General features: G+C 33.4%; 13 protein-coding genes. All 13 read left to right on the top strand.

What is annotated here, in order from left to right:
- The first annotated feature begins 62 nt into the window (after nucleotides 1-62).
- Nucleotides 63-1760 carry a methyl-accepting chemotaxis protein gene (locus BN1058_RS10900; RefSeq protein ID WP_090857315.1) on the top strand — a complete coding sequence of 566 codons (1698 nt, stop codon included), beginning with the start codon at nucleotides 63-65 and terminating at the stop codon, nucleotides 1758-1760.
- 288 nt (nucleotides 1761-2048) lie between these two features.
- Nucleotides 2049-4466 carry a Na+/H+ antiporter subunit A gene (locus BN1058_RS10895; protein ID WP_090857312.1) on the top strand — a complete coding sequence of 806 codons (2418 nt, stop codon included), beginning with the start codon at nucleotides 2049-2051 and terminating at the stop codon, nucleotides 4464-4466.
- On the top strand, nucleotides 4466-4888 hold the full coding sequence (locus tag BN1058_RS10890) for a Na(+)/H(+) antiporter subunit B (RefSeq protein WP_090857309.1): 423 nt from the start codon (nucleotides 4466-4468) through the stop codon (nucleotides 4886-4888). Before BN1058_RS10895 ends, BN1058_RS10890 begins: the two co-directional genes overlap by 1 nt.
- A complete protein-coding gene (locus tag BN1058_RS10885; protein ID WP_090857306.1) occupies nucleotides 4888-5226 on the top strand; it encodes a Na(+)/H(+) antiporter subunit C in 339 nt (112 codons plus the stop codon). The genes BN1058_RS10890 and BN1058_RS10885 overlap by 1 nt, the downstream gene beginning before the upstream one ends.
- A complete protein-coding gene (locus BN1058_RS10880) occupies nucleotides 5219-6706 on the top strand; it encodes a Na+/H+ antiporter subunit D (protein WP_090857303.1) in 1488 nt (495 codons plus the stop codon). The genes BN1058_RS10885 and BN1058_RS10880 overlap by 8 nt, the downstream gene beginning before the upstream one ends.
- Before the next feature lie 42 nt (nucleotides 6707-6748).
- A complete protein-coding gene (locus tag BN1058_RS10875; RefSeq protein ID WP_090857300.1) occupies nucleotides 6749-7225 on the top strand; it encodes a Na+/H+ antiporter subunit E in 477 nt (158 codons plus the stop codon).
- Complete coding sequence (locus BN1058_RS10870) at nucleotides 7225-7506, top strand: Na(+)/H(+) antiporter subunit F1 (protein WP_090857298.1); 282 nt, start codon at nucleotides 7225-7227, stop codon at nucleotides 7504-7506. Before BN1058_RS10875 ends, BN1058_RS10870 begins: the two co-directional genes overlap by 1 nt.
- On the top strand, nucleotides 7487-7825 hold the full coding sequence (mnhG, locus tag BN1058_RS10865) for a monovalent cation/H(+) antiporter subunit G (protein WP_090857295.1): 339 nt from the start codon (nucleotides 7487-7489) through the stop codon (nucleotides 7823-7825). Before BN1058_RS10870 ends, mnhG begins: the two co-directional genes overlap by 20 nt.
- Before the next feature lie 228 nt (nucleotides 7826-8053).
- The gene (locus BN1058_RS10860) at nucleotides 8054-10849 is read left to right on the top strand and encodes an EAL domain-containing protein (protein WP_090857292.1); all 2796 of its coding nucleotides are present in this window, start codon (nucleotides 8054-8056) and stop codon (nucleotides 10847-10849) included.
- A 237-nt stretch (nucleotides 10850-11086) separates the two neighbouring features.
- Entirely contained in the window at nucleotides 11087-11308 is a 222-nt protein-coding gene (locus tag BN1058_RS10855; RefSeq protein ID WP_090857289.1) for an SHOCT domain-containing protein, read from the top strand.
- A 134-nt stretch (nucleotides 11309-11442) separates the two neighbouring features.
- Nucleotides 11443-11679, top strand: coding sequence for a glutaredoxin family protein (locus BN1058_RS10850; RefSeq protein WP_090857286.1), 237 nt, complete (start codon nucleotides 11443-11445; stop codon nucleotides 11677-11679).
- Nucleotides 11680-11775: 96 nt separating this feature from the next.
- Nucleotides 11776-12903, top strand: a complete 1128-nt coding sequence (locus BN1058_RS10845) for an MBL fold metallo-hydrolase (RefSeq protein ID WP_090857283.1) — start codon at nucleotides 11776-11778, stop codon at nucleotides 12901-12903.
- A 78-nt stretch (nucleotides 12904-12981) separates the two neighbouring features.
- On the top strand, nucleotides 12982-13767 hold the full coding sequence (locus BN1058_RS10840; RefSeq protein WP_090857280.1) for a sulfite exporter TauE/SafE family protein: 786 nt from the start codon (nucleotides 12982-12984) through the stop codon (nucleotides 13765-13767).
- The last annotated feature ends 70 nt before the right edge of the window (nucleotides 13768-13837 follow it).

Raw genomic sequence — 13837 nt, 5'->3', positions numbered from 1 at the left:
ATTTCTCAGAAACTGCCGATACTAGATATAGTACAGAAAACTAATTGCGAGGAGATAACATCATGAAGAGATTTATACAATTTAAATCATTACGCACAAAGATATTAATAGGCTTTATGTTCTTAGTTGTTCTTATTTTAAGTTATAGTACATTTACTATTCTATCCAATCATGACATGAAAATGAGTACTGAACGTATGACGGATGAAGAGTTATCGGTATTAATTAAAGAAGAAAAATTAGTATATAATATTGCTAATCGAATTAGCTTAGCTAGAGGATATGTTTTATACGGTGATATAAGTTATCTAGAAAAATTTAAAGCGGTTACAAAGGAAAGTGAGAAATTAGAAGAGAATCTGACATCTGAACACGACTTAGATGAAGTAAAACAATTAGTTCAAGCAACTACTAAATGGCAACAGGAAGTAGAAAGAAATGTTTTTTCTGAATATAGGCGAGGTAATGAACAAAAAGCAGCCGCCTATTTAAAAAATACGGCAGAACCAATCGCAAACGAGCTAATGACTAGTTTTGAATCACTTATAAGTGAAAGAGAACAACACATTAAAGCAAGTGGAGAAGATATAGTGTCTGAATTTGCAATAGTTAATTTAGTAGGCTTTATTTCAGCAATTCTGATCTTAATTATTGCTATATTGACAAGCCTTTATGTAGCTCGCATTATTACTAAACCAATTAAAAGCGTGAAAGAGCGAATGGTAACTATTGCGTCTGGTAATTTACAAGCGGAGCCTTTAGAGATCCATACAAAAGATGAAGTGGCAGAACTCGTAAAAGCGATGAATAGCATGCAAGATAATCTAAAAGAGATTGTAGCAGAAATTCAAGATGTATCGAATACGGTTTCTAATCAAAGTAATCAATTAACACAATCTTCAGATCAAGTAAAAGAGGCAAGTGATCAAGTTGCCGTTACAATGGAGGAGCTTTCTAAAGGGTCAGAAACACAAGCAAATACAACAAGCAATATATCTGTTTCAATGATAGGGTTTGCACAAAAAATTACGGAAGCAGATAATAAAGGTGAGAATATCTATCATAGTTCACAAACAATGATGAAATTAACAAGTAATGGTAGAGAGGAAATGGATCATTCCATTGAGCAAATGAATAAAATTCACCAAGTAGTTTCTGATGCTGTAACGCAAGTAAAAGGATTAGATGAACAGTCAAAAGAGATTACTAAATTAGTTAATGTAATAAAAGATGTAGCGGAACAAACGAATTTATTAGCATTGAATGCAGCAATTGAAGCTGCACGAGCAGGTGAACATGGGAAGGGTTTTGCTGTTGTTGCTGATGAAGTAAGAAAATTAGCAGAACAAGTAGCTACATCCGTAACTGATATCACTAGAATTGTGAAAAGTGTGCAAAAAGAAACGGAGCAAGTAACGACATCACTTCAAGGTGGCTATAAAGAGGTAGAAGCAGGCATGAATCAAGTTGTGAATACTGGAGACATTTTTGCAAAAATCAATAATGAATTAAATACACTAACGTCAGAAATTAAAGATATTTCAACAAATCTATCAACAATAAATAATAACAGTGAAAAAATGAGTTCTGGGTTAGAAGAAATAGCTTCTGTTTCAGAGGAATCAGCCGCAGGAATTGAAGAAACAGCAGCATCTATACAACAAACTAGTAGTTCGATGGAAGAAGTGGCGAATAACTCCAAACAATTAGATAAATTAGCTGATCACTTAAAGAAATTGGTTGCAAAATTTAAACTCTAATTTAGAGAAGTAAATCCGATCTAATGGTCGGATTTTACTTATGAAACGAAAAAACTCTTTTCAGTAGAAAACAAATGTCAAAAAAAATTTACAAATTGTATTTTCTGTGTTTCTTCCTATTTAAATAGTTTCGATAAATAGTTAAAAAGCTTAAATTACCATAATTGCGGCTAAAAATTAATTCATGTATAATTTCATTGTACTTGTATGTTACTAGTAATAACTAGGTTATGTGTAGTGTATGAAAGATTAAAAAAACAAGTTTTTATTTTGAGGAGGTATGGGCTCTTGTCGTTTTTACATATAGCAATTATAGCCCCTTTTTTATTTGCACTAATTATCCCGTTTTTTTATAAAAAAATCTCATCGGTTCACACGGGTTGGTTTGTGCTTGTATTACCTACAGTGTTATTTGTTTATTTATTAACATTTATTCCAACCATTGCGGATGGAGAAGTAGTAACACATCTTCTAAGTTGGGTACCATCATTGGGAATCAACTTTAATATTCATTTAGATGGACTCGCATTATTGTTTGCATTATTAATTACGGGTATTGGTGTGTTAGTTGTTTTATATTCAGTGTTTTATCTGGATAAAGACAAAGAATCATTGCATAACTTCTACTTCTATTTAATGATGTTTATGGGGGCAATGTTAGGCGTTGTACTTTCTGGAAACTTAATGGTTTTATATGTTTTCTGGGAACTAACAAGTCTTTCTTCGGCGTTACTAATCGGTTATTGGTATGAACGAAAAAAATCACGCTATGGAGCATTAAAATCAATGTTAATCACCGTTTCAGGTGGTTTTGCAATGCTTGCTGGTTTTTCATTACTTTATGTAATGACTGGAACATTTACCATAACTGAGATTATTGCACAAGTGGATGTCGTCACTTCAAGTAGTTTATTTATTCCAACCATGTTGCTTGTCTTGTTTGGTGCATTTACAAAGTCAGCACAATTTCCATTTCATATTTGGCTACCAGATGCAATGGAAGCTCCAACACCGGTAAGTGCTTATTTACACTCAGCAACTATGGTGAAAGCAGGTATTTATTTAGTTGCTCGATTAAGTCCTGTTTTTTCTGGTTCATCAGAATGGTTTTGGCTTGTCTCTGGATTTGGCTTGTTCACCTTATTATGGGGATCGTTCAATGCAGTAAGACAAACAGACTTAAAATCAATCTTAGCTTATTCAACAATCAGTCAACTAGGAATGATAATGAGTATGCTAGGTGTAGGCTCTGCTGCGGCCTTCTATGGATATAAGGCCGGGTTTACTGCTGCTACTGTGGCTGCAGTCTTTCATTTAATTAACCATTCTACCTTTAAGGGTAGCTTGTTCATGGTTGCAGGCATTGTTGACCATGAAACGGGTACAAGAGATATACGTAAGCTTGGTGGCTTAATGACCTTTATGCCTATTACGTTTACCATCTCAATTATTGGTGCCTTTTCCATGGCGGGTGTTTACCCATTCAATGGATTTTTAAGTAAAGAAATGTTTTTAGAAAGTATGCTACATGCAACAGATATTACTAGTTTCAATATGCAATCCCTAGGTGTGTTATTCCCGGTGATTGCATGGGTAGCAAGTGTGTTCACGTTTGTTTATAGTATGATTCTTGTATTTAAAACCTTTAGAGGAAACTATCAACCAGAAGAATTAGAGAAAAAACCACATGAGGCACCTGTTGGTATGTTGATACCACCGATTATATTAGCAAGTCTTGTCGTGTTATTTGGCTTTTTCCCTAATATACTATCACATACTATTATTGAGCCGGCAGTCAAAGCAATCTATCCTGTATCATTAACTGGAGTAGAGCACTTTGATATTCATATTAAGGCATGGCATGGTTTTAATTTCCCACCATTGTATATGACCATTAGTATTATCGCTGTTGGTGTATTAATGTATCTAACGCTAACGAAATGGCAAAAAATTTATGCATTCTTACGTTTGCATAAAAAAGATCCAATCAACTATTTTTATGATGGAATTGTTAATAGAATTGCACCAATCGCTAAGAAAATCACAAAAGTACCTGAAACAGGCTTGTTACGTGACTATTTAGCTTATATGTATGTGTTTTTCATTGTACTCGTAGGCTATACACTATTTCATTTTGGTGGTTTTGCCATCGACACAAATAATGTTGCAGAAATACCAATTTACGCATGGGTTTTAGTGGCTATTATTGCATTATCAGCTATTTTAGTACCGTTTATCACAAATCGAGTAATAGCAATAATCGCTACTAGCTTCGTAGGGTTCTTAGTGGCGTTATTGTTTGTTATGTTCCGTGCGCCTGATTTAGCATTAACACAGTTGTTGGTTGAAACCGTTACAACAGCCCTATTCTTACTATGCTTTTATCATTTGCCAGAACTGCGCAAAGAAAAAACAAAGCCTGTATTTAAATGGACGAATCTATTTATCTCTATCGGTGTCGGGGCGCTTGTTACTACAATGGCATTAAGTTCATTAGCCTTAGGTAATAAAAAACCATTTGAGTCTATTGCTGATTATTTCTTAAAGAATTCACATGACCTTGGTGGTGGAGACAACGTAGTAAACGTTATTTTAGTCGACTTTCGTGGAATGGATACCATGTTTGAAATACTTGTATTAGGTATAGCAGGTTTAGGTATCGTTTCTTTAATTAAATTGAAAATGAATGGAAAGGAAGATTTATAATGAAAAATAATATTTCGGTACACACAATTACTCGTATCGCAGTGTTTATTATCCTTTCCTTTGCTGTATTCTTATTGTTTGCAGGTCATAACAACCCTGGCGGTGGATTTATTGGAGCATTAATGACAGCTTCTGCTATTGTATTGCTTTATATTAGCTTTGATCTCCAAACAATTAAGAAAGTACTTTCTTTTTACTTTCCATATTTAATTGGTACTGGTTTACTTATTGCAATGGGAACAGGTATCAGTAGTATGTTTTTTGGATATCCTTTTTTAACACAATTTTTTGATCATGCACATATTCCGATTTTAGGAAATGTGGAATTAACTACTGCCTTAGTATTTGACTTAGGTGTGTACATTGTCGTAGTAGGTGTCACATTATTAATTATTACAACAATAGCGGAGGATGATTCGTAATGGAAATTTTAATAGCAGTGCTAATAGGTGTTTTATTTTCTGTTGCGACATATTTACTCTTAACAAAAAGCTTGTTACGAGTTGTATTAGGAACGGTATTATTGTCACACGGTGCTCATTTATTGATATTGACAATGGGCGGATTAGGTCTTGGTTCTGCACCTTTGTTAGGTGAAGAAGCTAGTAAATATTCTGATCCGTTGCCACAGGCACTAATTCTAACAGCAATTGTAATTAGTTTTGGTATGACAGCTTTATTACTTGTATTAACCTATCGCACGTATAAGGCCCACCAAACAGACGACTTAGATCAATTGAGGGGAAGATTAGATGAGTAACTTATTAGTTATACCATTTTTATTACCAATGTTGGTTGGTGCAGTATTAATCTTTTTTGCCAAACAACATCGTTTACAAAGAATAATCGCTGGAACTGCAGGAATTGCATTATTTGTTTATGCTGCATTTTTAGTTTATATCGTTTATCAGACGAAAGAAAAAATGATTATCCTAGAGGTAGGGAACTGGGATGCACCATTTGGGATAGTATTAGTTGGTGATATGCTATCTGTTTTAATGGTTCTTATGTCAAGCTTAGTTGGTTTAGTTTGCTTATTTTATGCATTTAAAACCATTCATAGTGAGAGAGAAAAATATTATTTTTATTCCTTTTTCTTTTTCCTATTAACTGGTGTTAACGGCGCATTCTTAACTGGTGATTTGTTTAATCTTTTTGTTTTCTTTGAGGTTACCTTAATTTCTTCCTATGTGTTAATTGCTAATGGTGGGAAGAAAATTCAGTTAAGGGAATCCTTTAAATATGTTGTGATGAATATGGTTGCTTCCGCCTTCTTTCTTGTTGGTGCCGCTTATCTTTATGCAACAACTGGAACCCTCAATATGGCTGATTTAGGAAACCGCGTGGCAACAATGGATCAGCAGGGTGTGCTAAATGTGATTGCAATCATTTTTCTCTTTGTATTTGGTGCAAAGGGCGCATTATTCCCATTATACTTCTGGTTGCCAAAGTCTTATTATGGTCCTCCAGCAGTAATAACAGCACTGTTTGGTGCGTTATTAACTAAAGTTGGATTGTATTCATTGATTAGAACTTTTACTCTAATCTTTAATCAACAACCACAATTCACACATAGTATCATTCTTTTATTAGCTGGTCTTACAATGATATTCGGTGTTTTCGGTGCTTTATCTAAATTTGATATAAAGCAAATTATAATTTATCAGATTATTAGTCAAGTAGGTTTTATGATTATGGGATTAGGTGTTTTCTCAACTTCTGCTCTTGCTGGATCTGTTTATTATATTACGCATGATATGATCGTTAAAGTTGCACTATTCTTTATTGTAGGAATTATTATCCGTGTAACCGGTACAGGCGATATTAGAAAAATGAGCGGTCTACTAAAGACGCACCCAATGCTCGGCTGGCTTTTCTTTATTGCTGCAATGTCTTTAGTTGGCATACCACCTTTAAGTGGATTTTTTGGGAAATTTGCATTAGTAGTTGGGGGATTAGATCAAGGACAGTATTTAATTGTCGCTGTTGCCCTAATCGTAAGCTTATTAAATTTATTTTCTATGTTACGTATATTTATGAATGTGTTTTGGGGAGAAAAGAACAGTACAACTGTTGCTTTGACAAATAAACAGACGTTTCCTTTGCTAAGACCAGTGATTCCGTTAATCGTTTTAACAATTGCTCTAGGATTAGGAGCAGAACCTGCATTTCAGTATGTTATCGGAGCAGCCGAACAATTAATGAACCCAGAACATTATATTAATGTCATTCTTCCTTAGTATATGGAATAGATGTCATGATAAATAAAAGGAGTATTATCAATGCCATTACAAATATTATTAAACTTAAGTTTAGCTTTGATATGGATGTTACTTTCTAGTGATTTTTCCTTTTCGACTTTTTTTGTCGGCTACGTAATAGGTTTAGCTTTTTTATATCTTTTTCGTAGTTTTCTACACTTTAACTTGTATTTCACTAAGATCATTGCGTTTGCCAAATTGGTTCTTGTTTTCATTAAGGAAATGATCTTAGCAAACATAAATGTTGCGAAAATAGTTTTAAGTCCAAAAATCAAAGCAAAACCTGGAATAATTGCCTATCCGACCGAATTAAGTTCGGATTTAGAAGTTACATTATTAGCTAGTTTAATTACACTTACACCTGGGACTTTAGTGATGTCCTTTTCAGATGATCAAAAAACACTTTATGTTCATACACTTGACATTGATTCAAAAGAGGAAGTAATTCGTAGCATAAAATTAACCTTTGAAAAAGGTATTATGGAGGTGACAGATTAATGCTACAATCTGTTGCATATATCGTCATGTGTATCTTATCAATCTCTATTGTCCTTTGTTTTGTGCGACTAATTAAAGGGCCTTCCATGTTTGATCGTATTGTTGCACTTGATTTGTTAGGTATTACCTTAATCGGTTTCGTAGGGATGTTAATGATTGCTCAAAAAACGCTTGTTTATGTAGAAGTAATTTTAGTATTGGGTATTTTATCCTTTGTGGGAACCGTAGCATTATCAAAATATATGGAAGGGGGCGTTGTGATTGAGCGAAATCGTGATTAGCTTCTTCTTAATTTTAGGTGCGATTTTTATGCTACTAGGAGCTGTTGCAATTATTCGATTGCCTGATGCATACACACGTATCAATGCAGCGACCAAAGCGTCCACTTTTGGTGTTATAGGAACGATGATTGGTTTGTTTTTATATTTTGGTTACGCACATGATATTGTTAGTGGCAAGATTTTGTTAACAATTTTATTTGTATTTATAACTGCCCCTATCGGTGGATTTATGATGGCTAGGTCTGCTTATCATGCTGGTGTTAAATTATCAGACAAAAGTATCCGTGATGACCTTAAAGACGATATGAAAAACAAGTAAACGAATTAAAATAATAGTAAAGGCTGTTTAAAGAGCTTTATAGCTTTTTAAGCAGCCTTTTTATGTTAATTATATAGATTAATCTGCTTTTTTTTGAAAAAAAGTAATGTTAATAATTGTTAAGATAAAAATTGGATTGTAGAAACGTGTCATGTCATCATATAATAGTGATAGATTAGTCACTCTTTTTATAAACTGATCTGGCTATTTGAGAAGGGGGGGACTATTATGAAGTCGGCTCTAAAAGTTAGTATTATCTATTTAATCTTCGGATTGGTTTGGATATTTATGTCAGACGGGATCCTTCATGAGGTATTTACTAATTTTCAAAGTATCGCTCGCATACAGACAATCAAAGGCTTACTATTTGTATTAGTAACCATGGTACTAATCTATTCTATGGTTCGTTTATTAGTTAAACAACACGATGATGAAGTGATGTATCGTATAGACAAGGAAGAACAACTTCTTGAAGTGATTAGAGAGAACAATCAATTTCGTCATTTATTTGAGCAATCATCTTCTGGTATGATAATTACTGATCCAAATCAGGAAGATAATCCAATTGTGTATGTTAATGAAGGATTTGAAAAAATTACAGGTTACAATAAAAAAGAAATATTGGGTAAAAATTGTAGGTTTTTACAAGGTAAAGATACATCTGAAGAAAACAAAAAAAAGATTCGGCAAGCATTGAAAAATAATGAACCGATTCAAATAGAGATTAAAAATCATCGTAAAGATGGTAGGCCTTTCTGGAATGAACTTAAGATCAGTCCTATTTTTGATGATGCAGACCAATTACTGTGTTTTATAGGGATACAAGAGGATGTTACAAGCAAAAAAATCCAAACTACTTTTATGGAAAACCAATTGAAAATTGCTAAAGAAATTATTTCCTCTAAGAATCTATTTGATACCATTACGGATTCATGTCAAATGATTGAAGATCATTTAGATGTAAGTTGTATGATCCTACGTTTAGATGATGAAAAACAAGTAATTCAATGTTTTGGTTCTTCTCATATTCCAGAGCAAGTCAAGAAAGAAATACATAACATAGATTTTAATGAATATAGAGAGCATTATCTAACTACTCTTCTTAATATGGGACACAATCAGGTTGGACAAATGACCGATGATCCTTCTTTTGGTCCTTATTGGAATATAATGCTAGAAAGAGGTTTTCAAACCTTTCAAATTACACCAATTGTTAGTGAAGATGAACAAATGTTAGGTATCTTCATAACTTTCGCAAAGCATCCAGAGCAGGTAAATGCAATTACATGTCAAACAATAGAAGGTTATGCTTCTATCCTAAGTTTTTCACTAAAAAGCATGCAATACCTCGATCAGATTAAACAGAGTGAACGAAGGTATCGTCTTATAGCAAACAACTCCACGGATTTTGTATGTGTTATTGACGAGCAATTACATGTCGAATATATATCACCTTCTCATAAAATGATATTTGGTGAAAATCTTGATTTTACCACAATTAAAAAATCTCTAAAAAATGATTCTAAACATAAATTATCTGGTTTAATCGATCAATTAAAGAATGGAATTGAGTTTGAAAGAGTAGAAGCAGAATTAATAGACAAGAATGGTAAAACACATGTTATTGATATTGATGGTAAACGATTTTTAGATCATGAGGAAGATAAATACAAAATTTTACTTGTCTCAAAAGATGTAACAGAACGAAAACAATTTGAACGTTCCTTGAATCGAGTGTTATATTATGATGGATTAACACAATTACCTAATAGATATTATTTTACAAAGCTATTAGAAAAATCTTTAGCTGAAAATGAAGAACAAGCGTTATTTGTTTTAGACTTCGATCAAATGAAAGAAATAAATAATATGTTGGGTCAAAGTGCAGAGGAGTATGTATTGACACATGTAGTAGATATTATCAAACAAGCTCTTCCGCAATCAATCATTGCTCGGACAGGTCAAGATGAATTTTCAATTTTAGTGGAGCAATTTGAGAGTTATAATGATTTAGAAAATAAAGTTAGAAATTTACTAGATAGCTTAGATGTTTCCTGGCGTTACCAATCAGTAGAATTTATTGCGACGGTTAGTGTTGGTGTTTCAATATTTAATGGACAATCAACAGAGGCGTTAATCGTTGAGGCAGAATTGGCTTTAAAAGAGTCAAGAAAGAAAGGCAAGCAACAATATTATATTTATAGGCAAGAACCATCACAAAGTGAGATTAGTTCATTTTCTTTACAAAATGAATTATATCATGCGTTAGATAAGAAGCAATTTGAGGTTTGGTATCAGCCACAAATTGATCTTCATACGAATAATATACTAGGTGTTGAGGCGCTTATTCGTTGGAAACATGATACATTGGGTATGATCTCTCCTGCTGAATTTATTCCAATCGCTGAGGAAACAAGATGGATTGTTCCTATTGGTACATGGGTATTAAAGAAGGTATGCCAAGACGTCGTCGCTTGGAGGAAAGATCATCATTCATTTAATGCTTCTGTTAATATAAGCTATGCTCAATTGCAAGATGAATCTTTTATACCAACAGTAAAAAGAATTTTAGAGGAAACCAAGTGCCCAGCTTCCCAATTAATTTTTGAGATTACTGAAAGCATGTTAATGAAAGATCTATCTTTATCCATACGAGTTTTACAAGAATTAAAGGCTCTTGGAATACGAATAGCAGTAGATGATTTTGGAGTTGGTTATTCATCATTATCTTACCTGAAACAATTTCAATTGGATTATTTAAAAATTGATCGAGCATTTGTCATGAATATCCATGAAGATAATAATGATTTTGCCATTGTACAAGCGATAATGGAAATGGCTCGAACCCTTGGCCTTAAAGTTATTGTGGAAGGCGTGGAAAGATTACAACATGTCCAACTATTGCAAAAAATAGGTTGTCGATATTTTCAAGGATATTGGTACAGTAAACCAATCCCCAAAAAGGAACTTTATAAAACAATAGATATGATTTATCAAGACAAATTCGTTTACGAAAATAGGTAAACTACTTTTTAAATATATTTATATACATAGAAAAAGAAATAATCTTTCGTGATTATTTCTTTTTCTGATAGTTTGAGGCTATCCTTTTAAAGAGTGTTGAACAATACATACAGTAATTCATAAAATGATGATTAATAAATTATTGTATAGGGTATAGGGTATAAAAAGAAATTTATTAAAGAGGAGAAAAGTTCATTTAATTCTAAATTTATAACTAGATAAGAAAGGATGATATAAATGATGCATGGTAGTGGATATAACATGTTTGGATTTGGATTTTTTGAGCTAATTATTTTGATCGGTGTAATTGTTCTAGTTATATGGGTGTTAAAATCAGGCACAATTGATAAAGGTAAGCAAACAAGTACACCTTTAGACATCCTAAAGCAACGATTAGCAAAGGGAGAAATTTCTGAAGAAGAATATGAACGGTTAAAAAATAAATTAGAAGAAGAATAGTTCAAAAGTTACCCCTTGACAAAATACCTCGAGGGGTATATATTATAAATAAGCTATTTACTTAGCGAATATTTTTTTAACATAATATATACCTATACAGGTATTGAAAATGATTGAAATGGAGGATTGAACAGATGAAACAAATGACAGTTTACACAACAACATCTTGTCCTTACTGTGTAATGCTTAAAAATTACTTGTCAGAACAAAACATATCTTTCAACGAAATTAATATGGAAGAAAAGCCAGAGGCCATGCGCTATGTTGTTGAATCAACTGGTCAAATGGGGGTTCCTCAATCAGAAGTGAATGGTAAATGGATTATAGGTTTTGATCCAGAGCAAATTATGCATGCATTAAAAATGAATTAAATGGTTGGGTGCTCGTACGAAACAGTACTTGCGCCTACTTTTTTGAAAATATTTCAAACTAAAAGGTTTTAAAAGTATAAAATAGGAGGATGAATAATGGCAATGCAAGAGATGACAGCAGGTCAGGTTACAAAAAAAATTATAAATAATGAGGAATTGTTTATTTTAGATGTGAGAAATCAAGATGCATTTGAGGATTGGAAAATCGAAGGATACCGCTTTTCCTATTTAAATATTCCTTATTTCGAATTGATCGATGGTGTAAAGGGGATAATGGAGCAATTACCTAAAGACAAAGATATTTTAGTTGTTTGTGCAAAAGAAGGTTCGTCAGTTATGGTAGCTGAAATGCTTTCTGAAGCTGGACTGGATGTTTCTTATTTAAAAGGTGGGATGAAAGCATGGAGTGAACACCTTGAGCCAATTAAAGTAGGCGATTTAAATGGTAATGGAGAGTTATATCAATTTGTTCGAATTGGAAAAGGGTGTCTTTCTTATATGGTTGTTTCTGATGGTGAAGCGGCTATCATTGACCCTACTAGAATGGCAACCGTGTTTATGGACTTTGCTGAGGAGAAGCATGTAGCTATTAAACATGTTTTAGATACACACTTACATGCCGATCATATATCAGGTGGGCGCGTGTTAGCAGAGAAAACAGGCGCTAGCTATTGGTTACCACCAAGAGACGCTACAGAAGTAACATTTAGTTATCAACCATTAGAAGATGAGCAAGTCATTCATGTGGGGACAACAAAAATTGATATTCAGGCTCTATATACACCTGGACACACAATAGGTTCCACATCATTTATTATCGATCAAGCGTATCTATTAACAGGTGATATTCTATTCATTGATTCCATTGGTCGTCCTGATCTTGCTGGGAAGGCCGATGATTGGGTAGGTGATCTAAGGAAAAGTCTATATACAAGATATCAACAACTTTCAGAAGAATTAGTAGTGTTACCTGCCCACTTTATGATTATGGCTGAATTAAATGAGGATGGGACAGTAGGCAAAAAGTTAGGTGATTTGTTTAAAGAAAACCATGGTTTAAATGTAACAGATGAACATGCATTTCGGAAAATGGTAACAGAAAATTTACCACCTCAACCGAATGCATATCAAGAAATTCGTGAAACAAACATGGGTAAAATTACACCAGATACAGAAAAACAACGAGAAATGGAAATTGGTCCTAACCGTTGTGCAGTAAGATAATAGCAATATTACGTTAGAAAAGAGATGCACTTTTCATCTCTTTCTCTAACGAATAGAGAACGGTATAGGAGTGAAAAAATGGAGTTAACACTTGGGTTTATAGTGGTCATATTTTTAATTGGATTTATAGGTTCTTTCCTTTCGGGTATGCTAGGTATAGGTGGCTCAATTATTAAATATCCTATGTTATTGTATATTCCTCCTTTATTTGGATTAGCAGCATTTTCAGCACATGAAGTATCAGGAATTAGTGCAGTTCAAGTGCTATTTGCTACTATTGGCGGGGTATGGGCATATCGGAAAGGAAATTATTTAAATAAATCATTAATATTGTATATGGGTATTGCCATTTTAACTGGTAGCTTTATCGGTGGATATGGCTCCAAATTCATGTCAGAGTCTTCCATTAATCTGGTATATGGCATTTTGGCAGTAATGGCAGCTGTGATGATGTTTATGCCTAAAAAAGGTTTGGATACTATCCCTCTGAATCAAGTTACTTTCAATAAGACATTAGCTGCCGTTTTAGCGTTTATTGTAGGGATTGGAGCGGGTATAGTAGGAGCAGCGGGTGCATTTTTATTGGTTCCGATTATGTTAGTTGTTTTAAAAATTCCAACAAGAATGACCATTGCATCATCATTAGCAATTACGTTTATTTCTTCAATAGGTTCGACGATTGGAAAGATCACAACAGGGCAAGTAAACTATATGCCAGCAGCTATTATGATCATAGCAAGTTTACTGGCTTCTCCATTAGGTGCGAAAGCTGGTAAGAAAGTAAACACTACCTTATTACAAATTATATTAGCCGTTTTAATCGCAGGTACTGCAATAAAAATATGGCTTGATATATTATCTTAAATTTTTAAAATTTCAATTATACCTGTACAGGTATTAGTATATTGTGTATAATGTAACATGTAGGAGGAAT

Source organism: Paraliobacillus sp. PM-2, assembly GCF_001368815.1.
Classification (GTDB): Bacteria; Bacillota; Bacilli; order Bacillales; family Amphibacillaceae; genus Paraliobacillus.
Note: the sequence above shows the minus strand (reverse complement) of the source record. Positions and strands in the feature narration are given on the sequence as shown.